This is a genomic window from Arthrobacter sp. ok362, assembly GCF_900102785.1.
In the GTDB taxonomy this organism is placed as follows: Bacteria; Actinomycetota; Actinomycetes; order Actinomycetales; family Micrococcaceae; genus Arthrobacter.
Genome location: NZ_FNGC01000002.1, coordinates 278,127 through 299,981 on the forward strand (window position 1 = coordinate 278,127; position 21,855 = coordinate 299,981).

The 21,855-nt window shown below is 66.9% G+C and carries 21 protein-coding genes; 8 read left to right on the plus strand and 13 right to left on the minus strand.

Annotation, left to right across the window (positions count from 1 at the left end):
• Positions 1–141 precede the first annotated feature (141 nt).
• A complete protein-coding gene (locus BLQ10_RS03780; RefSeq protein WP_091558545.1) occupies positions 142–1,311 on the plus strand; it encodes an acetate kinase in 1,170 nt (389 codons plus the stop codon).
• 64 nt (positions 1,312–1,375) lie between these two features.
• Positions 1,376–1,939, plus strand: coding sequence for a GNAT family N-acetyltransferase (locus BLQ10_RS03785; protein WP_091558548.1), 564 nt, complete (start codon positions 1,376–1,378; stop codon positions 1,937–1,939).
• Between the two features lie 44 nt (positions 1,940–1,983).
• On the opposite strand, the gene BLQ10_RS03790 is transcribed toward BLQ10_RS03785, so the two are convergent.
• The 7 genes from BLQ10_RS03790 to BLQ10_RS23005 form a co-directional block, all read right to left on the minus strand.
• Positions 1,984–2,655 (minus strand): dihydrofolate reductase family protein, encoded by a 672-nt coding sequence (locus BLQ10_RS03790; protein ID WP_254785388.1) that lies wholly within the window; start codon positions 2,653–2,655, stop codon positions 1,984–1,986.
• Positions 2,656–2,960: 305 nt separating this feature from the next.
• Complete coding sequence (locus BLQ10_RS03795) at positions 2,961–5,513, minus strand: hypothetical protein (RefSeq protein ID WP_091558552.1); 2,553 nt, start codon at positions 5,511–5,513, stop codon at positions 2,961–2,963.
• 7 nt (positions 5,514–5,520) lie between these two features.
• Positions 5,521–6,276 (minus strand): peptidoglycan-binding protein, encoded by a 756-nt coding sequence (locus BLQ10_RS03800; RefSeq protein WP_091558553.1) that lies wholly within the window; start codon positions 6,274–6,276, stop codon positions 5,521–5,523.
• Positions 6,277–6,532: 256 nt separating this feature from the next.
• The gene (locus BLQ10_RS03805; protein WP_091558555.1) at positions 6,533–8,749 is read right to left on the minus strand and encodes a S9 family peptidase; all 2,217 of its coding nucleotides are present in this window, start codon (positions 8,747–8,749) and stop codon (positions 6,533–6,535) included.
• A gap of 27 nt (positions 8,750–8,776) precedes the next feature.
• Positions 8,777–9,856, minus strand: a complete 1,080-nt coding sequence (locus BLQ10_RS03810; protein ID WP_254785389.1) for an LCP family protein — start codon at positions 9,854–9,856, stop codon at positions 8,777–8,779.
• 75 nt (positions 9,857–9,931) lie between these two features.
• Entirely contained in the window at positions 9,932–10,990 is a 1,059-nt protein-coding gene (locus BLQ10_RS03815; RefSeq protein ID WP_091558557.1) for an LCP family protein, read from the minus strand.
• Between the two features lie 220 nt (positions 10,991–11,210).
• Entirely contained in the window at positions 11,211–11,549 is a 339-nt protein-coding gene (locus tag BLQ10_RS23005; protein ID WP_368086492.1) for a hypothetical protein, read from the minus strand.
• A gap of 3 nt (positions 11,550–11,552) precedes the next feature.
• On the opposite strand from BLQ10_RS23005, the gene BLQ10_RS23010 reads away from it, so the two are divergent.
• Positions 11,553–11,732 carry a hypothetical protein gene (locus BLQ10_RS23010; protein WP_368086493.1) on the plus strand — a complete coding sequence of 60 codons (180 nt, stop codon included), beginning with the start codon at positions 11,553–11,555 and terminating at the stop codon, positions 11,730–11,732.
• A 15-nt stretch (positions 11,733–11,747) separates the two neighbouring features.
• Here the strand turns inward: BLQ10_RS23010 and BLQ10_RS03825 are convergent, their stop codons facing one another.
• The 3 genes from BLQ10_RS03825 to BLQ10_RS03835 are packed head-to-tail and all read right to left on the minus strand — an operon-like array spanning position 11,748 to position 15,205.
• Complete coding sequence (locus BLQ10_RS03825; protein WP_091558561.1) at positions 11,748–12,728, minus strand: ribokinase; 981 nt, start codon at positions 12,726–12,728, stop codon at positions 11,748–11,750.
• A complete protein-coding gene (locus tag BLQ10_RS03830; RefSeq protein ID WP_091558562.1) occupies positions 12,725–14,152 on the minus strand; it encodes a uridine transporter UriT in 1,428 nt (475 codons plus the stop codon). Before BLQ10_RS03830 ends, BLQ10_RS03825 begins: the two co-directional genes overlap by 4 nt.
• Positions 14,153–15,205, minus strand: a complete 1,053-nt coding sequence (locus BLQ10_RS03835; protein ID WP_091558564.1) for a uridine-preferring nucleoside hydrolase UriH — start codon at positions 15,203–15,205, stop codon at positions 14,153–14,155.
• Positions 15,206–15,439: 234 nt separating this feature from the next.
• Between BLQ10_RS03835 and BLQ10_RS03840 the strand changes: the two genes are divergently transcribed.
• Positions 15,440–16,468, plus strand: a complete 1,029-nt coding sequence (locus tag BLQ10_RS03840; RefSeq protein ID WP_091558566.1) for a LacI family DNA-binding transcriptional regulator — start codon at positions 15,440–15,442, stop codon at positions 16,466–16,468.
• Positions 16,469–16,562: 94 nt separating this feature from the next.
• On the opposite strand, the gene arfB is transcribed toward BLQ10_RS03840, so the two are convergent.
• The 3 genes from arfB to BLQ10_RS03855 all read right to left on the minus strand — a co-directional run bounded on the left by arfB (position 16,563) and on the right by BLQ10_RS03855 (position 18,835).
• Complete coding sequence (gene arfB, locus BLQ10_RS03845; RefSeq protein ID WP_091558568.1) at positions 16,563–16,985, minus strand: alternative ribosome rescue aminoacyl-tRNA hydrolase ArfB; 423 nt, start codon at positions 16,983–16,985, stop codon at positions 16,563–16,565.
• Between the two features lie 138 nt (positions 16,986–17,123).
• Positions 17,124–18,473: a permease prefix domain 1-containing protein gene (locus BLQ10_RS03850; RefSeq protein WP_368086494.1), complete on the minus strand. Its 1,350-nt coding sequence runs from the start codon at positions 18,471–18,473 to the stop codon at positions 17,124–17,126.
• Positions 18,473–18,835 (minus strand): PadR family transcriptional regulator, encoded by a 363-nt coding sequence (locus BLQ10_RS03855; RefSeq protein ID WP_091558572.1) that lies wholly within the window; start codon positions 18,833–18,835, stop codon positions 18,473–18,475. Before BLQ10_RS03855 ends, BLQ10_RS03850 begins: the two co-directional genes overlap by 1 nt.
• Before the next feature lie 143 nt (positions 18,836–18,978).
• Here BLQ10_RS03855 and paaA point away from each other — a divergent pair, with 143 nt between their 5' ends.
• The 4 genes from paaA to paaD are packed head-to-tail and all read left to right on the plus strand — an operon-like array spanning position 18,979 to position 21,840.
• The gene (paaA, locus tag BLQ10_RS03860) at positions 18,979–20,010 is read left to right on the plus strand and encodes a 1,2-phenylacetyl-CoA epoxidase subunit PaaA (RefSeq protein WP_217635774.1); all 1,032 of its coding nucleotides are present in this window, start codon (positions 18,979–18,981) and stop codon (positions 20,008–20,010) included.
• Positions 20,007–20,318 carry a 1,2-phenylacetyl-CoA epoxidase subunit PaaB gene (paaB, locus tag BLQ10_RS03865; protein WP_254785390.1) on the plus strand — a complete coding sequence of 104 codons (312 nt, stop codon included), beginning with the start codon at positions 20,007–20,009 and terminating at the stop codon, positions 20,316–20,318. The genes paaA and paaB overlap by 4 nt, the downstream gene beginning before the upstream one ends.
• The gene (gene paaC, locus BLQ10_RS03870; protein WP_091558577.1) at positions 20,315–21,244 is read left to right on the plus strand and encodes a 1,2-phenylacetyl-CoA epoxidase subunit PaaC; all 930 of its coding nucleotides are present in this window, start codon (positions 20,315–20,317) and stop codon (positions 21,242–21,244) included. The genes paaB and paaC overlap by 4 nt, the downstream gene beginning before the upstream one ends.
• Positions 21,245–21,255: 11 nt before the next feature.
• The gene (gene paaD, locus BLQ10_RS03875; protein ID WP_091558578.1) at positions 21,256–21,840 is read left to right on the plus strand and encodes a 1,2-phenylacetyl-CoA epoxidase subunit PaaD; all 585 of its coding nucleotides are present in this window, start codon (positions 21,256–21,258) and stop codon (positions 21,838–21,840) included.
• Positions 21,841–21,855: the final 15 nt, after the last annotated feature.

The following is a 21,855-nucleotide window of genomic DNA, read 5'->3' on the forward strand; positions in this document are numbered from 1 at the left end:
ACGGATTGGCGCCACTGGCGTTCCGGCAATTTGATCCGGCAATTTATAGTGGAACCCAGGAGCGCTCCGCCAGGCTCCGGCGTGATGCCAGTCCCGACGCACCCTCGCAGGTAGCGTCGAAGCCAAGGCTTAGGAGGCCCCATGCTCGTGCTCGTCATCAACTCCGGCTCGTCCTCGCTCAAGTACCAGGTGCGCGACGTCGAGGCCGGCAACGTGCTCACCGAAGGCCTGATCGAGAAGATCGGCATGGGTGCCGGCGGTGAGGGCGACGGCCAGATCGAAGGCCCCCGCGACCACGCCGAGGCGCTGGAGCAGGTGGACGCGGCCATCCACGCAACCTTGGGGGACCGCGTGCTCGATGCCGTGGGCCACCGCGTGGTGCACGGCGGGGAGCGCTTCGCCGAGCCGGTGCTGGTCAACAACGAGATCACCCGGGCCATTGAACGGTTGAACCCGCTCGCGCCGCTGCATAACCCCGCCAACGTCCTTGGCATCCGCGCGATCTCGAAGAAGTGGCCCGAGCTGCCGCAGGTGGCCGTGTTCGACACCGCCTTCCACCGCACCCTGCCCGAGCACGCCTGGCGTTATGCGGTGCCGGACGAGCTCTACACGAACCACGGGATCCGCCGCTACGGGTTCCACGGCACTTCCCACGAATATGTTGCGCACCGGGCGGCGGCGCTGCTGGATGTTCCGGTCGAGGAGTTCGACGCCGTCATCGCCCACCTGGGCAACGGCGCCTCGGTCACGGCGATCCGCGGCGGCCAGTCGATCGACACCTCCATGGGATTCACGCCCCTCGAGGGCCTCGTCATGGGAACCCGCTCCGGCGACCTCGATCCTTCCATCCTGGTCTTCCTGGGCCGGACCGGTTGGTCACCCGAGGACCTGGATTCGATGCTGAACCGGCAGTCCGGGCTCAAGGGCCTGGCCGGATACAACGACATGCGCTCGGTGGTGGAGGCCGCGGAAGCCGGCGATGCCAAGGCAGCTATGGCCCTGGCGGTCGCGTCCTACCGGCTCGCGAAGTACATCGGCGGGTACCACGTGGCCGTCGGCGGCGCGAAGGCCCTCGTGTTCACGGCCGGAATCGGCGAGAACTCGCACCAGTTCCGGGGCCTGGTGGCGCAGCGGCTCGGTGCCCTCGGCGTCGAACTCGACGCCGGCCTGAACCGGGAACGGTCCAAGGAACCCCGGGTCATTTCCACCCCGACGTCGGCCCTGCCCGTTCTTGTGGTCCCCACCGACGAGGAGCGAGCGATCGCCGAGGCAACGGCCGCCGTCGTCGCCCAGGCATCGGTTGCTCCGTAACCGCCCTTGTGGCGGCTCAAAACGGCGCTTACGGAGCAACCGACCGATGGGTAGCGTTGGAGGCATGACCGAACCCAAGCCCCTCCCTTCGCTGCCCATCCGCACCGAACGGCTCGTGCTGCGGCGCTTTGACGCCTCCGACCTCGATGCCTTCCATGCCTACCACTCGCTCCCGGAAACCGCCCGGTTCCTACCCCGCGAGGCCAAGAGCTACACCCAGTCGATGGAAACGGTGGGACGGTACGCCAACTTCGAGTTCGAAAAGGAGGGCGACTGGGTGGCCCTGGCCATCGAGGCCGCGGACTCGCCCGGGCTGCTCGGCGAGGTGGTGCTGAAGTGGCTGGAGGGATGCGGGCAGGCCGAGATCGGCTGGAGTCTGGCCCCGGCAGCCCGGGGACGGGGCATCGCGAGCGAGGCCGCCCGGGCACTGCTCAGGCTCGGTTTTGAGGACTTGGGCTTCCATCGCATCGACGCCAAGCTCGATGCCCTGAACACGGACTCGGCGGCGCTCTGTGAACGGCTCGGCATGCGCCTGGAATCACGGCAGGTGGACAAGTGGCACTACAAGGGCGAATGGGCCACGGAAGTGGTGTACGCCATCCTCGTGGATGAATGGAAGGCCCGCTAATCGGGCCCCACTGGTTGGACTCGGGCAAGTCCGCTCTGTTCGGCTCACCCACGGGACGAACCGGGCTCATAGGTCCCGTAGGTCGGAAGCCCTGCCGACTCAAAGACAAGAATCGCGAGTCCACCCGGCGTCGTCTCATTGCGGACCAGACGCAGGCCCGCCGGGGCGCCTCCGGCCGGAAACAGCCGCCTGCCGTTACCCACCACCACCGGGGCGATAACCAGCCTCAGCTCGTCGATCAGTTCCGCGCCCAGAAGCGACTGGGCCAGCCGGGCACTCCCGTGGATCTGCAACTCCCTGCCGGGCTGCCTCTTCAACTCAGCGACCTGTGCGGGGACGTCTCCGGACAGGATCGTCGTCGGTGCCCAACCAGCCTGCGCCAGGCTGTGCGAGGCCACAAACTTCGGCAAACCATTCATCTTTTCAGAGAACGGATCATCAGGGTCCGTGATTCTCGGCCAGTCCCTCGCAAAGTTGACGTAGGTCCGGCTGCCGAACAGTAACGCATCCGCCTCACCGAGCCAGTTCGCGGCTATCTGGATGAAATCCTCGTCCAGATAGGGGACGAACCAACCTCCTTGTGAGAAGCCGTCGCTGGTGTCCTCCTCGGGCGATCCAGGACCCTGCGTTACTCCGTCCAATGTAAGGAACTCTGTCAGCGTTAGTCTCATCGTGATACCTCTCCCGTGTTGGTTGCCGGTCCAGCGGTTCGGCATGCGCCTGGAACCACGGCAGGCGGAAAAGTGGCACGAAGGGCGAAGGGGCCACGGAAATGGTGTACACCAACCTCGCGGAAGAATGGAAGGCCTGCTCGCCCGCGAAGCGCTCAACGGATTGAACTTCAGGGCGACGCTCCCTCCCAGTTGCTTCTGCCCGGACCACCCCGGTCCCGTGGAATCCCGGGGTTCCACGGGGCCGGAATCGGTCCCGGCGGCCAGCAACTGGGATGGAGCGCCGCGATCCGGGCAACACGCGGGCCCGGGCCGGCCGGACCCGGCCCGGGTGCCGTTCGGGTCCCGCCTTAGGGCGCCGGCGGCGCGGTGGATGCTGGCGCGGGTGAGGCCGTGTCCGGCGTGGGAGCCGGCGCAGTCGCCGGTTGCGTACCCGTGCCCCCGGGCTGCGCAGGCTGCCCGGTCTGTGCGGGCTCTGCCGGTGCCGGTGCAGCACCGTCGGTGGGCGCACCACCGCCGGCCGGCGCCGTGGTCCCGGTGCCGCCAGCTCCCGGTGACGGGGCCTGCGTGTTGCCGGGAGAGGCACCTGTTGTGGCGCCGGATGTGGCGCCCGGCGTCGCGGCCGTGCCGGCAGACCCGGCCGGGGTGGCACTGGGATCGGCCTTGATGAGCGCCATGATCTGTTCCTTGTACGCGCTGAGCCTGCCCTGGATCTCCGAGAGCGGCTGGTTCCGCAGGTCCTTGCCGTAGGCCGCGATCTCCTGCCATAGCGCGTTGAGTCTGGCCATGCCGTCGCTGCTCAGGGGCCCGTCGAGGGTGAGCACCAGTTGGCTCGCCAGGGCGTAGGTCAGGCACCGGAGGCAGTTGTAGTTGGCCGCAGCCGAGAGGTTTTCCGGGACGATCACATTGGCCTGGCCCACAATCAGGACCACCTGGAAGCCCACGGCTACTGCGGCGCAGTCCGCGCAGCTGGCAAAGGCGTAGGCCTCATTTTTGGTGTCGACGGTGTCGCCGTCGTCCGCCCAGACCAGGGCGAACGCGACGTCGTAGACCACGGAACCGTCAGTGGTGTTGACCGCGAGGGACTGGTTGCCGTCATCCTCCGGAGCGGCCGGCCTGTCGAAGGGGAAAACCCAGGAAGGGGCAGTCGGCGCCGCGGCAGCCGCCGTGCCTGCCGACCCGGCTGTGCCGGTCGAGCCGGCTGTGGCGGCCTGCCGGGGCACCAGGACCATGCTCAGCTGCGGCTCGTCTCGTGTGGGCTTCCGGGCGCCCTCCGGCCACAGGGCAACGGTCTTGCCCGTCTGACCCTCTGCCATCCGGCTGGTGGCGGCGGCCGGGAAGACTGCCGTGGTGGCGTCGGCCAGGGTGCCGCGCTCGTAGGGCTGGACGGGGCGGTAGGTGTCGCCGCCGGGCCACCAGACGCAGGCGAGGCCCGCCGTCACGGCCGCGATCGCAACGATTGCGGTGGCGCGCTGGAGGGCCTTGCCGCGCGTCTTCTGCCACAGCCCGGTGACCAGCTGGCGGACCAGGCGCAGCAGGATGTACAGGATGCCCAGCACCGGCAGTGCCAGGCAGGCGAGCGCGATCACCCGCACGGCGGCGTCGGCGACGTCCCCGGCGGCGAGGCTGTGGGAGAGCATAGCCTGCTGCTTGAGGCCGTTGACCCAGGCGGTGCCCAGGACGCGCGGCAGGGTCAGCACCATGGTGGCCATGCTGAAGAGCAGCAGGGGAACCGTGACCAGCACCCAGATGGTGACCACGGCCCGCGCCCAAGGCTTCAGGAGCCTGGCTTCGGGAGCTGTCCTGCGCCACGGCACCAGGGCCAGCAGGGTGGGCTTGATGCGCTGGAACAGGTCCGGGACGCCGGTAGCGTCGGCCAGGATGTGATAGCCGTCAAAACGGACCAGCGGCATCAGCTGCCGGACCATCTGCAGGATCTGGGTGACCACCACCAGCAGCAGCGCATCGAAGCCGGTGGCCCACCAGATGCCCATGATTGCAACGGCCACGATTGCGTTGAAGTAGAGTCCGCCAAGGTCGGTGCGCAGCCGGCCGCCCCGCCCCAGCCGGTAGGAATCGGTGACGTCGGTGTAGAAGGCCGGCCACATCAGGTATAGGCCCGTGCCCATGGCGCCGGGGGTGGCACCGCCGCGGCGGGCGGCGGCGGCATGGCCGAACTCATGGAAGCCGGCCGAGAGCACCGTGACCACCAGGATCAGGAGCACCAGGCCGGGGTTGGCGAAGGCTTCGTGGGTGGCCGATGCCAGCCCCTTGACCATCAGCACCCACCAGCACGTGACCAGGAAGGCAGCGGTCACGGCCACCACGATCAAGGGGTTGAACAGCGTGGCGAACGGCGCTGTGATCTTCCGGGTGCGGTCCGGATCGGTCACCGAATACCGGAAGCGCATGCCCAGCAGCGGGTTCGATTTCTTCACCGCGGGCTCGGAACCGTCCGCCAGCCGGAGGAGGCCGAGCGGGAGGAGCTGGGAGGTGATCAGCGTGCGGACGTTCTCGGCACTGACGAGCCGTCCGAAACTGTTGCTGGCGTGCCCGGCGATTTCTTCCGGGCCCCGCTGGCCGTCGATCGCCTCGAGCACCAGGTACAGCAGGCGGGTGAGCTGGATGGTCTGGCCGTCCGAGCGGCGCACCAGGGACGGGGCTTCCTTGTAGCCGGACCCCTTCGCCTCGCCGATCAGCTGGACGCCGGCGGCCCGCACCGGCACCGGCTGCAGGCCGCCCGCCACGGACGACTCCGCGCGGACAGTACCGGCGCCGGCAGTACCGGCGTCGGATCCGGCGGCAGCGTCTGCGGCAGTATCGGCAGCCGAGCCGACCCCGCCGGGGGCGGGCAGGAGCGGAGGGCCGTCCTGCCCGGACGGCCCTCCGTGCACAGTGCTCATCTAGGTGCTACTGCTTCAGGTCGGACTGCTGGTCAGCCGACGCCGTGGCGTCGCCATGGATGTCTTGGTTGATGATGGCATCCTGCTGGGCGACGGCGACCGCGTTGCTGTCGATTGAGCCGATGTTGGCGCCGACGGCCGCGTCGATCGGCGCCGCGACGTTGGCGTTGGCGGCCACCGCGCCATTGATGGGTGCTGCGATGCCCGCGTTGGCGTCCAGGTTCACGTCGACGTTGAGCAGGTTGCCGTTGAGGGCGCCTGCGCCGCCGGCCGCTCCGGCCACATCCGCCGGCAGCGCGCCGCCCAGGTCCGGGGCCGTGCCATCGGGCAGGCTGCCGGTGGTGCCGGCAGGTACGGCAGCGCCGAGATCGGCTGCGGCCGGTTCCGTGGCGGCAGGCGCTGCGGCGGGATCGGCCGCGGTCCCGGCATCCGTGCCGGTGCCCTGGTCGATGCCGCTGTCCTGCACTGAGTGCGCGGTGGCATCGCCCGTGATGCCCTGGCTGATGAGGGTGCCCTGGTCGGCGAGGGCCTGGGATTCGGATCCGAAGGAGAGGACGTTTGCCGACGCGCCCGCATCGATCGGCGCCGCAACGTTGGCGTTGGCCGCGATACCGAGGTCGATCGGCGCGGCGGCGCTGATCCCCAGGTTCAGGTCGGCGTTCAGGTCCAGGACGGAGGCGACCTCCTTGTCCGGAAGGGCCGTGCCGCCCTGTGCCATCAGCTCATCATCAGTCAACGGGGTCATTCCCTGCTCAGCGCTCATAACAAACTCCATCTCCGGCACCCTGTGCCCGGTCAAAGCCCTAAGACGCCCCGCCCCCAGCGGACGGGTTCCACGTCGAAGTGCCCATCATGCCAGTAAATAGTAAGCATGGTGACCAATTTTGGGTATATGGAGGCCGGGATAACCCATCGATTGCTCCGTAACCGCCCTTATGGAGGTCCAAAAGGGCACTTACGGAGCAGTCGATGAATGAGGGATGGGGGTGGGGAATGGGGGGCGGGCGGGGGGAGGGGTGTTACTTCTGCCCGGCTCCCGGCAGCATTTCGGTGGCTCCGAGGGAATCGGCGACGAACGCGTAGTCCCAGGCCCGTTCGCGCCACTGCACGTACCGGCCCGAGGCGCCGCCGTGGCCGCCTTCCATCTCGATCTTCAGGACAATCGGCTCGCTTCCGGTGTTCACTTCGCGCAGCCGCTGCACCCATTTGGCCGGCTCCACGTAGAGCACGCGGGTGTCGTTGAAGCTGGTGACCGCTGCGATCTTCGGGTACGCCACGGCGCGGACGTTCTCGTACGGCGTGTACGACTTCATGTACGCGTACACGTCCGGGTCCGTGATCGGGTTGCCCCATTCCTCCCACTCCAGCGCCGAGAGCGGCAGTTCGGGGTCCAGGATGGTGGTCAGCGCGTCCACGAACGGAACGGCGGCAACAATCGCCGCATACTTTTCCGGCGCCAAGTTGGCGGCCGCGCCCATCAGCAGGCCGCCGGCGGAGCCGCCCATCGCGGCGATCCGGCCCGGGTCCACCCAGCCGGATCCGGCGAGCCAGTCCGTGGCCGCGATGAAGTCGGTGAACGTGTTCTTCTTGCGCAGCTTCTTGCCGTCGTCGTACCAGTGCCGGCCCAGTTCGCCGCCGCCGCGGATGTGGGCGATCACGAACACGATGCCCCGGTCCAGTAGGGACAACCGGGGGATCCCGAAGCCCGGATCCATGCTCATTTCGTAGGAGCCGTAGCCGTAGACCAGGCCGGCCGCGGTCGAATCCCGCCGGACGGAGGCGTGGCGGAGCACCGAGAGCGGAATCTTGGTCCCGTCCCCGGCGGTGGCCCACTCCCGGGTGGCGACGTAGTCCGACGCCGAGTAGCCGCCCAGCACCGGGCTCTCCTTGCGCAGCAGGAGTTCACCGCCCGGTTGCTCCGGGGTAGGCAGCACGAAGTCGTAGACCCGGGACGGGGTGAAGTAGGAGGTGTAGCCCATCCGGATCACGGGGGCCTCGTAGTCCGAGCCCGCAACGCCGGCGGTGTACAGCTCCTCATCGAACGCAGGTTCCACCGCGGCGCCCTGCTCTGGGGTGCCCAGGCCGGCCAGGGGCAGGACCTGGACCCGTTCAATCGTGTTCTTGCGGACGGAGACCACCGCGTGGGTGGAGGTGACCCCGGCACCGTTGACGCGGACTTGGTCGGAATGGGCGACGACGGTGTCCCAGTGCTGCTCGGCGAGCGGCTTTGCGAGCTCGGCCGGGTCGACGAGCGAGACCATGGAATTGATGGCGTCCTTGTTGTGGGTGAGCAGGATTCGCTCCTGGCTCCGGCCCGAGGCGTCCGCCAGCAGGAACGGCTCGGCCTCGTACAGGATGCGCTCGTCGCGGGAGATCACGGTGCGCAGCCCGGCGTCGAAGTCGTCAAAGCGCAGCAGGCGGGTCTCGCTGAACTCGGAGCAGCCGATGCTGAGCACAAGGTGGCGCCGGTCGGCCGAGAGCTCGAAGCCGAGCCACATGGCGACGTCGTCCTCCTGATAGAGGACCGCGTCCTCGCTGACGGGTGTGCCGAGCACGTGGGACTTGACCTGGTACGGCCGCCAGGAATCGTCCACCACGGTATAGAAGATCCGGCTGCCGTCGGGGGAGAAAGAGATGCCGTAGAAGATGTTCTCGATCACGTCCGGTAGCAGCATGCCGGTGCTCAGGTCCTTGATGCGCAGCGTGAAGCGCTCGTCGCCGGCGTTGTCCACGGCGTAGGCATAGAGGGTGCCGTCGATGGTGGTGGCGGCCCCGCCCACGGCGAAGAACGGCTTGCCCTCGGCCTCGAGGTTGCCATCGAGGAGGACTTCCTCGCCGGGGATGACGACGCCGGCCTCCACGGCCGGGGGAGTCCAGTCCGCGACGCGGTCCCCGGTTTCCTGGCCGCGCACGCGGCAGTGGATGCCGTACTCCTTGCCCTCGACCGAGCGGGTGTAGTACCACCAGCCGTCCTTGCGGTTCGGGACGGAGAGGTCGGTTTCCTGCGTGCGGCCCTTGATTTCCTGGAAGATGGCCTCGCGCAGCGGCTCCTGGTGCGCGGTCACCGCCTCCTGGTAGGTGTTTTCCGCCTTGAGCAGGTCCACGACCTCGGTGGATTCCTTGTCCCGCAGCCATTCGTAGTTGTCCTCGAATGCGTCGCCGTGGTGGGTGCGCACCGAGGGAACTTTCCGGGCGACGGGAGGCTGGTGGGACGGCTGGGCGGGAGTCTGGGTCATGGACCCAATCTACCTAAGAGCGGCGCCTCAATTGCCGTTCTGCAGATTGTGGGCCGCCACGTAGCCGGCGAGCTTTCCCGAGCCCAGCGCGGCGGAGACCGCCGCGGTCGCGGCAGGGTCCTGCAGGACAATCGACTGGCCGTCCGAGCTGAACCCTGTGCCGGCGGTCGGCAGCGTGAAGAACACGCCACGTCCCGGCGCAGTGTTGCGGAGGGTGAAGGCGAGGTTTTCCAGCGACTTCAGGGTGAAGCTTGCATCCAGGGTCACGTGCGGCAGCACCGTTTTGATGAGTTTGCGGACAGTGTTGCGGTCCACCAGCCTGCCCTCGGATGCCATTTTGGCCATCACGGCTTTCAGGAAAGTTTGCTGGTTCCGGACCCGCTGGTAGTCGCCATCGGCGAAGGCATGGCGCTCGCGGACAAAGGCCAGGGCCTGCAGCCCGTTGAGTCGGTTCACGCCCGCCGGAAAATACACCTTGTCGTCCGCGGTGCTGGTGAATGCCTGCTTGACGTTGACGTCGACGCCGCCGAGCGCGTCCGTCAAGGCCGCAAACCCCTGAAAATCCAGCATCACCGTGTGGTCAATGTGCTGGCCCAGCAGCGCCTCCACCGTTCGCGTCATCAGCGGCAGCCCGCCCAGTTCCAGTCCGGCGTTCACTTTCGCGGTTCCGTGGCCGGGGATGTTCACCCAAAGGTCGCGCATGATCGAGATGCCGTAGACGCTCTGCCGGTCCGCCGGAATGTGGATCAGCACGAGGGCGTCCCCGCGCTGGTCGGAGGCGATGCCGCCGACTGCCACCGCCCGCTCATTCACCCGGCTGTCGCTCCCGATCAGCAAGATGTTGAGGGCGACGGCAGGTGGTTCGGGCGTGGGCGTGGGCGTGGGGCCCGGTGCCGTCGCAGGCGCGGCAGCCGGGGCGACGGTTCCCTCCGGTGCGGGATCCGCGGGCCGCTGGCGGGAGAGAACGTACGCCGAGACGGCGACGGCGACCGCGAGCAGCGCCGCCAGAAGCAGGATTATCCAACGACGACGGCCTGCCGCGGGGGACGCGGGAGGGGGCGGGGACGCCGCGGAAGCCGCGGCTGCTGGCTCCGGAGCGTTCCCCATGAACGGACGCTACCACTGCTGCCCGCCGCGGACTAAGGGTCCAAGGGCCTCCCCTGGCGCCTCACTTGGCGGGACTCAGTTCCCGTTCTCGAACTTGTTCGCGGCGACATACTGGCCCAGGGAATCCGAAGCCATTGCCGCGGAGATCGCGTGGATGGCGTTCGGGTCGGTCAGCACGATCGACTGGCCGTCCGAGGACGAGCCGATGCCGCCGGTTGGCAGCGTGAACATGACGGTGTTCTGCGCCCGGATGTCCTTGAGTTCGAGCCCCAGCCCTGCCACGGCGCCCGAGTCCAGGGACTTGTCAACCGTGACGAACGGCGAGACGGCGCCCACCATGTTGTTGATGGTGATCGGGTTGCTCAGCGTCTGGCCGGCGATCGACTTCTTGATGATGGCCCGCAGGAACTCCTGCTGGTTGCGGACGCGCTGGTAGTCGCCGTCGGCGTAGGCGTGGCGTTCCCGCACGAAGGCCAGGGCTTGGGTTCCATTGAAAGTGTGCTGGCCCGGGGCGAAGGACTGGCCCGGCAGTGCGGTCGAGGTGAACGGCACCTTGATATTCACGCTTACCCCACCCAGCGCGTCCGTGAGTCCCTTGAAGCCCTCGAAGTCGATCATCGCGACGTGATCGATGCGCTGCTGGAAGATCGACTCGATGGTCTGCACCATCAGGGGCGTGCCGCCGAGGGCCAGCGCCGAGTTGATCTTCGCCTCGCCGTGGCCAGGGATGTCCACCCAGAGGTCGCGCATGATGGACATGGTGTAGATGTTCTTGCGGTCCGCCGGGATGTGCATGAGCATCAGCGTGTCCGCGCGCTGGTTCGTGGGCGTTCCGCCCGCGGCATCAGACTCGGTGGCGCCGCGGCTGTCGCTGCCCATCACGAGAATGTTCATCGCGGTGTCCGTCTTCTTCGGGCGCGTGGACTCCTCCGGGAAGGCCTGGTCAATCTTGCTCGTGCCGGAGTCGAAGGTCCGTGCGAGGTTGAAGAGGTAGCCGCCAGCCACCACCGCGACGAGCGCAACCACGACGGCGACGGCGACCAGCACCTTGCGGCCTCGGCGCGTCTTTTTGGGCCGCCGCTCCCGGGATTCCGCCCCGCGGACGTCGTCTGGGCTGTCGAAGGGGTGTGTCATGTGTTCCTCTAAGTCGGCCGGGCGTGGTGCCCGGATTCTGGCTGTCAGTACTCAGGCGGGCCACGCCGGAGCACTGAGGGGCGCGAAACGCAGAGTGGACTGGCTCGTCCTGCATCCGGTGATGCAGAGTTCCTCGCCGTGGCGGTAAGAGGCCACGACGTCGCTCTCCGTTGCGTCCTGGACTAGTGCCAAGGGCCGGATGGTCGCCGTGGGGCCTCCTTTACAATACACCGGGCCCGCCGATCAACACTTTTTCGCCAACAACCGGCACATAACGCGAGGTTTCCCCGATATGAAGCGCACTGTTGCCTGCGTCACACTCCCTGCCTAGGCTGGGTTGCGGTCGCAGCGTCGCGGCCAAAGCGGTCGCAGCGTCGCGGCCAAGCGGTAAAAGCACGAACAGGGGAATCGTTTGAACCACAAACTCCGGGTTCTTGTCAGGCTCGACCTCGATTGCGGTCAGGCAGAAGTAGCAGCGCAGGGACATGTGACGGCGCAGAGCCTCCAGGCCCTTTACGTGGTGGTCAAGCGGGCAAACCACCTGAAAGAAGGACTCCATTTGGTGTTGAATGTCAGCCACGCCGTGGTGGAACCGGCGGCCATGGAGCAGCTGCGGGAATGCTCAGCCTCCCACCACCTGCCGACCGCCATTGACCCGCTCCAGTCAGAATGCCAGCTCAGCATCGTAGCGCCGGTTGAAACGGCCGCGATTCCCCGGGTCCGAAGGCTGGCGGCGGCCTAGAATCCAGCCGCAGTATCAGCTCCTGCGGGGGTGGTTGCTGCGCAGGAGCCTTACCTCACCGGCGTCCGGGTATGCGGTCTGGGTGCCCTTCTTCGTGGCAGCCAAGGCCGCGGCCACGGAGGCAAACGCAGCGGCCTCTGTCAGGGATTCCCCGTCGGCCAGCCGCGCAGCCACGGCGCCCGTGAAAGCGTCGCCCGCCCCGGTGGTGTCCACCGCCACGACTTTGGTGGGTGGAATGAGGGTGATTTGTTGTGTGCCGGCGGCTTGGGAGTCCAACACCACGGAACCGTGGGCACCCAGGGTCACCAACACCCGGTACAAGCCACGTTCAGCGAACTGCTTGCGCACCGGCTCCCATTCGGCGGCGTCCATGTCGGCACCGGGTATGGTCCCCTTCCCCAAGAACAGGGAAGCCTCATGCGCATTGACCAACAACACATCGCTCAACCGTGCCAGGGCCTGCGGTATCTCGGCGTAGGGCGAGAGGTTCAGCAGGACCGTTGCCCCGGCGTCGCGGGCTGCCTGGGCGGCGGCCGCAACCGTGTCGAGGCCAACTTCAAGGCAGAGACAGACCACTGCGGCGTCGTCGAAAAGGTCGGCGGCGGCGTCAACATCGGCCGGGGCCAGGGCCCCGTTGGCGCCGGCAGAGATGATGATGCTGTTCTCGCCGACGGCATCGACCGAGATGATAGCGACTCCGGTGGCGGCATCGGCAGCGCGGCGGACGCGCGAGACGTCCACTCCGGCGCGGGCCGTCGACTCCAGGAGCATGGTGCCGTTGGGGTCGTCGCCGACGGCGCCCACCAGGCTGACCTGGCCGCCTAGTTTGCTTGCAGCTACCGCCTGGTTGGCGCTCTTGCCGCCCGGATTTACGGCGAAGCCGTTGCCATGGATCGTCTCGCCCGGCTGGGGGAGACGGTCGCAGTAGATGGTGAGGTCGGCGTTGAGGGAACCAACGACGACGACCCTCGCCGGCGTGCTGGCTTCGGTGCTCATTCGGTTACCTCGGCGTCGACGGGCTTGGGGATCAGGAGGGACGCGGCGAAGGCTGCCGTGGTGATGGCGAGGCCCACGACCACGACGGTCAGGTAAGAAGCTTTGGCGTCCCCCATGGACGACGTCGCGACGAGGACCGCCGGGAGGACCAGGAAGCTTAGCCCAGCGCCGAGGTTGAAGGCGCCGGCGTTCATGCCAGGCAGGAAGCCGGGGTTGCCATGCGGCGAGAGAACCACACCAAGCCCGTTCAGCATGATATTGACCGTACCGGCGTACATGATCCCCAGCAAGGCCGTGCCGATCATCATCATCGGCAGGTTGTTCAGGCCGAGGAACGCGATGATCGCCAAGGCCGCGAGGCTGCCCAACAGGCCGATGCGCAGGACCTTTGTGTAACCCAGGACGGGGGCCAAGCGGCCACTGATCGGACCGAAGATCCAACCCAGCAGGGCGTACGGCGTGAGGATGAGAAGGGACATCTCGGTGGGGCCGACGCCGAAGCCCGGGTCGGCTGCCTGAACATACGCCGGGACGATGCCGTTGATGACGGCGAAAATTCCGGTCATCGTGAGGGTGGTGGTGAGCAGCGGTGCCCAGGTGGATCGCTGGCGAAGGTGCACGGTTTCCACCATGGGCGCCTTGGCACGTTTCTCCACGGTCCAGAACGCGAAGAACGCGGCGCCGGCCACCACGACCAGGCCGATGGCGAGGATCAACGTGCCAGCAGAGAAGTCCGCGGCGAGCTTGGAGGCTTCGTTCAGTGCGGTCAGGAGTGCTCCCACCGCGATCACGATGAAGAAGACGCCCAGCCAGTCCATGGTGGTGCCTGCAGCCGGCTTGCTCTCTCCGGCCAGAACAGCCACCAGGACCGCGGCCGCCACAGCAAGGGCGACCATGAGCCAGAAGATGCTGCGGAAACCGAAGTGCTCGGCAAAGTAGCCGCCAACAAACGAGTCGACGCCGGCCACACCGCCATTGACCGCCGTGATGAGGCCCATGAGTGCACCGTATTTACGCGGGTTGCTGACGGCAGAGCGGAGCATAATAAGGCAAAGGGGGACGGTCGGGCCACTGACGCCCTGGATGATGCGGCCCACGAAGAGCCACGTGACATCGGGCGCGAGGGCGGCGATGACCGAGCCGACGGCCATCATCAGCATCATGCCGAGAAGGATCTTCTTGCGCCCCACGATGTCACTGAGGCGCGGCAGGAAGAGCGAGAACAAGGCCGCGGCCGTGAAGAACCAGGTTTGGGACAGGCCGATGACGGCCTGGTCCGTATGAAGCTCGTTGCCCATGGTGACCAGGGCCGGGCTGAGCATGGAGGCGTTGAGCTGGAAGGCCACGCAGGCCGCCAGCAGTGCGACCACGAGCGCGGTGACGTTACCGCGGGTGGTCTTGGCGTCGGAGATCAAGGTGGTCATTTACTTGGCCTCTCCTGCAACGGCGCCTGCGGTAACGGCCCCCGCCATCGCGGGGACGGCTGCTGCCGTGGCGGCGGGAGCGCCGCCGTCGGGCTCGCCGATCCGGACGATCGCATCTGTGACGAGATCCCAGAACTTCTCATGGTCAAGGTCCACTGCAACGGAGGTGTGGCACTCGTCCGGGGCCGGCGTGCGGAAGTCGGCCACGGTCATGCCGAGCGTCAGCCTGCCCTGCAGCTCAATGTCCACCGGGACCTTGCGCGTGGTCATCACCGTGGGGTCGATGACGTAGGCAACCGCGCACGGATCGTGGACCGGAGGGTAGTCGAAGCCCTGCGCGTCCTTGTAGGTCTTGGTGAAGAACTCCATCAGTTCCATGACGAACGTGGCCGGCTTGGTGCCGATGGCCGCGATCCGGTCAACAATCTCCGGAGTGGCCAATGCCTGGTGCGTGAGGTCGAGGCCAACCATCACCACCGGCCACTTTTCGTTGAACACGATGTGTGCGGCTTCGGGGTCGATGATGATGTTGAATTCAGCAACGGCACTCCAGTTGCCCACGTGGTAGCCGCCACCCATGAGGACGACTTCCTTGACGCGTTCCACGATGCGCGGTTCCTTGCGGGCCGCCATGGCGATGTTGGTCAGCCCGGCGGTGGGGACCAAAGTGACCGTACCCGGCTCATGCGCCATCACGGTTTCGATGATCAGGTCAACGGCGTGGCGCGGGTCCAGCTCGATGGTGGACTCGGGCTGATCGGGCCCGTCCATGCCGGTCTCGCCGTGAATGCTGGGGGCGGTTTCGATGGTGCGGACCAGCGGGCGGTCGCAGCCTGCGGCGAACGGGACGCCTGTGATGCCCGCAATGGTGGCCACCGAGAGTGCGTTGCGGGTGACCTTTTCGAGGCTCTGGTTGCCCACGACGGTCGTGACGGCGAGCAGTTCGATATCCGGGTTGCCGTGAGCCAGCAGCAATGCCACTGCGTCATCATGTCCGGGGTCGCAGTCAAGAATGATCTTGCTGGGTGCCGGTGTCAGGGGCTGGGTTTCCATTGTTGTCTCCACGTCATTGGGGCCTACAGGTGCCGGGCAACCGCGCCCGCTGGCATGCTGCACCTTTTGTGTGCTTGTCGCTGGGGGTGGGTGCCGTGCCCGAGCAGGGCATTAAGCATTCATGGGAATTCTGGCATCGTTTCCCGCGCCACGTCAAGCGCTTAACGTAAATTGCGTCAAGCGCTTGATGCCTTGATATGCCTGAAAGCTTGAGATGTTGGCTACGATCGATGCATGGACCCCCTCGATCGGCGCAACGCCCGCGCGCCCCGCGTCACGGCCGCGATGGTGGCCGAGCGCGCCGGCGTTTCCACCGCCACGGTTTCCTTGGTGGCCAACGGGAAAACCCGAGGACGGGTGTCCGACGACAACATTTCGCGCGTGCGGGAGGCCATCTCCGAGCTGGGCTACGTGGTGGACGGCATCGGAAGCTCGCTGGCCAAGGGCGTGAGTTCGATCGTCATCCTGGTGGCCCCCGACATCTCCAACCCGTTTTTCGCCAAGGTGATCGCCGGAGTGCGGGAGTCCCTTGGTGCCGAGTACCAGCTGCTGCTGTCCGTCACCGACGCCGGCGAGTTCCCGCAGGCCGAGGACGTCCGGAAGCTCATGGCGCTCCGGCCCGCCGGCCTCCTGGTGGATGCCCCCAACGCCGGCTTCCTCGAAGAGCTATCCGCAGCCGGGCCCCTGGTGCTGCTGGATGCACCCGGTCTGGAGGCCTACGCCCCCTCGGTAAACCTGGACGTCGCGCGCGGCGCACGTGAGCTGGCAGCGCACCTCGCCGATTCGGGGCACACGCATGCTGCCTACATCGACAGCGTGACCGGCACAGCCACCTTCGATCTGCGGCGCAAGGCGTTCCTCGAGGAGGCCAAGACGCGCGGGATCTCGGTGGCGCCCGACTGCATCATCAGCACCATGATCGATGTCGGGTCGGCCGCCGAGGCGTTCGCCCGGGCTTGGCCGCAGTGGCAGCGCACCGGAGTCACCGCCGTCGTGTGTGGGACTGATACACACGCCTACGGCGTGCTGCAGGAAGCGCGTGTGGCGGGTGTCGGCATTCCGCAGGAACTTGCCGTGGCCGGCTTCGACGACTTGCCTTATTCGGCAACGAGCAACCCCGGCCTGACGAGTGTGCATCTGCCGGCCATGCCGCTTGGGCGCAAAGCGGGTCAGCAACTCCGCGGGCTCATGGAAGGATTTGAGCTGGAGGAACCGCATGTGACGCTTGACAGCTCGCTAGTGGTGCGCGGTTCAACGGGCTGACCGATGCGCGCGGGCAGGAAAGCCCCGAGTGGGCCGTCGCGGTAGGTTCTACACGCTCCCGCTGCCCCCGCGGCTGGAAAATGACGGGATGGCGCTACTCTGCGGACGGCCGCTGTCGTTGCCGTTTCGTCGCCGCCCGCTGTTCCTTTGCGGCAAGGCGCCGACGGTTCGAGCCCCGGGTGGGTTTGGTCGCCCGGCGGCGGGCAGCTTCGGGGGCAAGCCCCTCGGCCACGAGGGCGGAGAGCTTGGCCAGGGCGATCTCGCGATTGCGCAGCTGAGAGCGCCGTTCGGAGGCGGTCACGGTGATCACCCCGGCGATGAGACGTGGTCCGAGGCGCCTGAGCAGCATCAGCCGTTGGTCATCCGATAGCGCCGCCGAGTCGGCGACGTTCCACGAGAGTTCGGCGCGGCTGTCCGAGGTGTTGACGTGTTGACCACCCGGCCCGGACGAACGCGAGAACCGCCAGCCGAGTTCCGACGCGGGAATCGTGAGCGCGGGCGACACCTCCAGATCCATGCAACTAGCCTTGCACGATATGGGCGTGATTAGTGCCCCCGTCCCCGCGCAGGCTCTCAACGTAACCGTCTCATGACGGTGCCCTTCCGCGGGTCGCCCTGGCACGAACTTCCGGTCCGTGACAGAGGAACGTGCAGATCAGATGAAGCCGAAGATGGGCGGGAACGCCACCACCACGACCGCTGCCCAGGCGCCGTAGATCGGCAGGTAGCGCGTCTGCCAGCGCTCGACTGCGGTAAACGGGAGTCTGCGGCGCAGGAATCCGACGGCGAGCCAGGCCGCACGCACCAAGTGCACCAGCAGCAGCAGGTTCAGGCCGAGCGCGGCGATCTTGTTGGGGCTGTAGCCGAACTCAGCGATACGGGTCAGCATCGCAGTCAGCATCACGGCATCGACGGCAAGGGCCGCGATGACGAGGGCCAACTGAAGAACGTCGAACAGTCCGGGAGCGGCGAGCGGGTCGCGGGCAGAAATCGAATAGAGCAGCAGGCAGAGGACCAGCACGAGGATCGCGTCCATGAGGATGAGTAGGGTGCGGTCGATGTCAGCGAAGCCTCCCGCGGTGGCTAGCACGGCCAGCAGGACCAGCAGCATGGCAACGGTCAGGGGTGTGAATACGCGGGTCAGGACGGGGGCGATATTTTCCACAACCTGCTGCTTGGCTTCTACAAGCCAGGCGGCGACCACGAGGGCCCCGGGCACAGCGAACGGCAGGATCCAGTCGTCCAGGACCGGCTGGAAATCGGCGCCAACGACCCGGAGGGTCGCGATCGTGAGGGCGATCAGGACCGCGCCGCCAAGGGCCAGCAGCGTGTAGTAGATCGCGAGTTCGCCGGTAAATCGGACGAAGTCCATGCGTCGCTTGTCGGACCGCCATCTCCCGCCGACGTAGGCCACGCCGGTCAGCAGCCACAGGATGACCGGAGCGTGCAAGGCAGCGAGCATCCCGGTGGCGCCGCCTGGGGCGAACGGGTAGAGGTTGAGTGCGACTGCCAGGGCGGCAAAGGGGACAATCAGTGCGGCCACCATCGCCCCGGTCAAGCGCCGCTTCCACGCGAAGTAAGCGGCCAGGAAGGGAAAGACGAGCAGGCCCAGGTTGCGCATCATGGCGGCGCCGTCGTCGATCCAGGCAAAGCCGGCCTTGACCGCCACGCCTGCCCCGACGGCGAGTGCTAGGACGACGGCGAGCTCGCGCCATGGTGACGCGTTGGCGTCGTCGGAACACTCCGGCACCAGGACGAGCTGCTTCCACAGCCGCTCGGAGTGCTCGCGGGCAAATTCGCGTGAGACGGCGTCGAGGTTGCCCAGGCGCTTGATCGCGACGAGGAAGGCCTCCTCGTCGTCGAGGCCGGTCGCCTGCCGGTCCGCAATTTGCTCGCGCAGGTGGTCCTCCAGCTCGTCGACGTCGGCGGGGGAAATCGCCCGGCTCCGCTGAACATATCCGCGCCACCGGTCGATCTGGGCCTCCAGCTCAGCGTGTGGCGCCATCACGCCCATCCCTCAATCGCGGACGAGGGTCCTTGAGTGCTCTGCCACACCTGCCGCAAAGCGTTTGCGACGACGGTCCACTGCTCCTGGCGGTCGGCGAGGGCGTCCCGGCCCGCCGGCGTGATTGTGTAGTGCTTGCGCCGGCGCCCGGCGTCGGAGGTACCCCACAGCGAGGATACGTAACCGAGCCGCTCGAGTCGGTGCAGTAGCGGGTAGAGCATCCCGTCGGTCCACTGCATGCCGCCGCCCGAGAGCTCACTCACCCGCTTGAGGATTGCGTAGCCGTAAAGGTCGCCATCCGACAGGATGCCCAGCACAAGAGGAGTGGCTGAAGCGGCGACCAGGTCCTTATCAATGCGCACTGCGCCTCCTATACCTAGAGCTGAAGGGTATCAAACATAGTAGCCCTAGGTATAGAAGTTCTGTCCTTGACGCATCTCGGGCCTTCCGCATATCCTGAACGAACGGTCGGTAATTATTTATCGGAAATTCTTTAGGAGCAACCATGGCATCGCAGACCCTGCAGTCAGTGCCCGCCGAGCCATCGCCGGCACGGGATGAACCGAGCCCCGAGGACGCGGCCCGGCTCGACGCCGAGGGCCAGGCCTACTTCGACAAGGTCATGGCGGAGGATTCCCGGATCGAGCCGCGTGACTGGATGCCCCCGGCCTACCGCAAAACGCTCCTGCGCCAGATCTCGCAGCATGCCCACTCGGAGATCATTGGCATGCAGCCCGAGGCCAACTGGATCTCCCGCGCCCCGAGCCTGAAGCGCAAGGCCATCCTCATGGCCAAGGTCCAGGACGAGGCCGGCCACGGACTCTATCTCTACTCCGCCGCCGAAACCCTCGGCCAGCCGCGTGATCAGATGATGCAGGACCTGATGGACGGCAAGGCCAAGTACTCCTCCATCTTCAACTACCCGGCCCGCACGTGGGCCGACATGGGTGCCATCGGCTGGATGGTCGACGGCGCCGCGATCGCCAACCAGGTCCCGCTCTGCCGGGCATCCTTCGGCCCCTACGGCCGGGCCATGGTTCGGGTGTGCAAGGAAGAGTCCTTCCACCAGCGCCAGGGCTTTGAAATTTTGCTGGAACTCTCCCACGGCACCCCCGAACAGAAGCAGATGGCGCAGGACGCGGTGAATCGCTGGTACGCCCCGGCCCTGATGATGTTTGGCCCCCCGGATGACGACTCGCCCAACTCCAAGCAGTCCATGGCCTGGAACATCAAGCGATTCAGCAATGACGAACTCCGCAACCGGTTTGTCGGCATGATGATGGAGCAGGTCAAGGTCCTCGGGCTGACCCTGCCGGACAAAGACATCCGGTTCAACGAGGAAACCAAGAAGTGGGAGCACGGGCCGCTGGACTGGGCCGAATTCCATGAAGTCCTGGCCGGCCGCGGCCCCTGCAACGCCCAGCGCCTGGAACGGCGCCGCGAGGCACACCAGAACGGCGCGTGGGTGCGCGAAGCCGCAGCCGCATACGCGGAAAAGCAGAACCGCAAGCAAGCAGAGAAGGTATCCGCAGCATGAACGACTCCGCAACCGAACCCCACGCAGGCAACGTCTGGCCGATCTGGGAAGTTTTCGTCCGCTCCAGCCGCGGCTTATCCCACGTCCACGCAGGGTCGCTGCACGCACCCGACGCGGCCATGGCCTTGCGCAACGCCCGGGACCTCTACACCCGCCGCAACGAAGGGGTGTCCATCTGGGTGGTCCCGGCCGAGGCCATCGCCTCCAGCGACCCCGATTCCAAAGGATCCTTCTTTGAATCCCCGCAGGGCAAGGACTACCGCCATGCCACGTACTACACCAAGAGTGAGGGCGTGAAGCACCTGTGAGCACCACACCTGAAACTGCGGTCTCCTCAGGAGAAACAGGCGGCCACGGCGACATCTCCGTCGGTGTATCCGGTGCCGGCGCCAGCGGTGACGGCACCGCGAGCGCCACCCGCATCACCCCCGGCAACGCCCTCCGCCCCGAAGACATCGCGCTGGCCGTCAGCCGCGGCGCCGCGAAGCCGAGCGAAGACGTCGCCGAGTTCGCCCTGCGCCTGGGCGACGACGCCCTGATCCTGGCCCAGCGCCTGGGCCACTGGATCTCCCGCGCGCCGGAGCTCGAAGAGGACGTCGCCCTCGGCAACATCGCCCTGGACGAACTCGGCCACGCCCGGTCCCTCCTGAGCTACGCCGGCGGACTGGACGGGCGCAGCGAAGACGATCTCGCCTACCTCCGCCGCGAGCACGAGTTCCGCTCGGCGGCGCTCTTCGAACAGCCGAACGGGGACTTCGCCGTCACCATTGCCCGGCAGTTCGTGGTCAGCTACTACCAGTTCGAGCTCTACCGCCGGCTGACGTCCTCCACCGACTCCACCCTGGCCGGCATCGCCGCCAAGGCGGTCAAGGAAGTGGATTACCACCGGGACCACAGCGCCCAGTGGGTCCTGCGCCTGGCCCTCGGCACGGACGAATCGCGCCAGCGCATGATCCACGCGTTCAAAGTCATCTGGCCCTACGTGGATGAGCTGTTCCGCGACGACGAGCTCACCGGACGCCTCAGCGAAGCCGGCGCCGCGCCCCAGCCCTCGAGCCTGCGCGAGGACTTCGACCGGCTCACCGGCGAGGTCCTGGCCGAAGCCGAGCTCGAGGTCCCCAACGTGCAGCCTTCGCCGGGCGGGGGCCGCCGCGGCCTGCACTCCGAACACCTCGGCTACATCCTCGCCGAGATGCAGGTGCTCGCCCGCGAGTACCCCGGAGCCAGCTGGTAGGCACCATGGAAATGTTTGTCTCCGATCCGGAAACCGCAGAGCGCCGCAACGCCGCCAAGGGCAACACCGCCCAAGAGAAAGCCTGGGCGGTGGCTGCCACAGTGTGCGACCCCGAAATCCCGGTCCTCACCATTGCGGATCTCGGCATCCTGCGCGATGTCCAGGTTTCGAAGGAACCAAGCGCTGCCGACGGCGGGATGGTTCCCGCCGTCCTGGTCACCATCACCCCGACCTACTCTGGCTGCCCCGCCATGGATGCCATCCGGGATGACCTCACGGCGGCTTTCCACGGCGCGGGGTACCCGAGCGTCCGGATCGAACTTGTCCTCTCCCCGGCCTGGACCACCGACTGGATGAGCGAGGCCGGCAAGGCCAAGCTGGAGCAGTACGGGATCGCCCCGCCGTCCGGCCGTACAGCTGTTGATGGAAAAGCAGTCCGGCACGGCGGCCCCATCCGGCTGTCGCTCGCGGTCAAATGCCCGCAGTGCTCGTCGCTGAACACCAAAGAACTCACCCGCTTTGGTTCCACGTCCTGCAAGGCCCTCTATGTGTGCCAGGACTGCAAGGAACCGTTCGACTATTTCAAAGTTTTGTAAGGAACAGGTGCTCCC

What these genes read in the sequence shown, in the direction of transcription:
- BLQ10_RS03780 (WP_091558545.1), top strand. Translation starts at nt 142, where the DNA reads ATGCTCGTGCTCGTCATCAACTCCGGCTCGTCCTCGCTCAAGTACCAG.
- BLQ10_RS03785 (WP_091558548.1), top strand. Translation starts at nt 1,376, where the DNA reads ATGACCGAACCCAAGCCCCTCCCTTCGCTGCCCATCCGCACCGAACGG.
- BLQ10_RS03790 (WP_254785388.1), bottom strand. Translation starts at nt 2,655, where the DNA reads ATGCCGAACCGCTGGACCGGCAACCAACACGGGAGAGGTATCACGATG.
- BLQ10_RS03795 (WP_091558552.1), bottom strand. Translation starts at nt 5,513, where the DNA reads ATGAGCACTGTGCACGGAGGGCCGTCCGGGCAGGACGGCCCTCCGCTC.
- BLQ10_RS03800 (WP_091558553.1), bottom strand. Translation starts at nt 6,276, where the DNA reads ATGAGCGCTGAGCAGGGAATGACCCCGTTGACTGATGATGAGCTGATG.
- BLQ10_RS03805 (WP_091558555.1), bottom strand. Translation starts at nt 8,749, where the DNA reads ATGACCCAGACTCCCGCCCAGCCGTCCCACCAGCCTCCCGTCGCCCGG.
- BLQ10_RS03810 (WP_254785389.1), bottom strand. Translation starts at nt 9,856, where the DNA reads ATGGGGAACGCTCCGGAGCCAGCAGCCGCGGCTTCCGCGGCGTCCCCG.
- BLQ10_RS03815 (WP_091558557.1), bottom strand. Translation starts at nt 10,990, where the DNA reads ATGACACACCCCTTCGACAGCCCAGACGACGTCCGCGGGGCGGAATCC.
- BLQ10_RS23005 (WP_368086492.1), bottom strand. Translation starts at nt 11,549, where the DNA reads ATGGAGTCCTTCTTTCAGGTGGTTTGCCCGCTTGACCACCACGTAAAG.
- BLQ10_RS03825 (WP_091558561.1), bottom strand. Translation starts at nt 12,728, where the DNA reads ATGAGCACCGAAGCCAGCACGCCGGCGAGGGTCGTCGTCGTTGGTTCC.
- BLQ10_RS03830 (WP_091558562.1), bottom strand. Translation starts at nt 14,152, where the DNA reads ATGACCACCTTGATCTCCGACGCCAAGACCACCCGCGGTAACGTCACC.
- BLQ10_RS03835 (WP_091558564.1), bottom strand. Translation starts at nt 15,205, where the DNA reads ATGGAAACCCAGCCCCTGACACCGGCACCCAGCAAGATCATTCTTGAC.
- BLQ10_RS03840 (WP_091558566.1), top strand. Translation starts at nt 15,440, where the DNA reads ATGGACCCCCTCGATCGGCGCAACGCCCGCGCGCCCCGCGTCACGGCC.
- arfB (WP_091558568.1), bottom strand. Translation starts at nt 16,985, where the DNA reads ATGGATCTGGAGGTGTCGCCCGCGCTCACGATTCCCGCGTCGGAACTC.
- BLQ10_RS03850 (WP_368086494.1), bottom strand. Translation starts at nt 18,473, where the DNA reads ATGGCGCCACACGCTGAGCTGGAGGCCCAGATCGACCGGTGGCGCGGA.
- paaA (WP_217635774.1), top strand. Translation starts at nt 18,979, where the DNA reads ATGGCATCGCAGACCCTGCAGTCAGTGCCCGCCGAGCCATCGCCGGCA.
- paaB (WP_254785390.1), top strand. Translation starts at nt 20,007, where the DNA reads ATGAACGACTCCGCAACCGAACCCCACGCAGGCAACGTCTGGCCGATC.
- paaD (WP_091558578.1), top strand. Translation starts at nt 21,256, where the DNA reads ATGTTTGTCTCCGATCCGGAAACCGCAGAGCGCCGCAACGCCGCCAAG.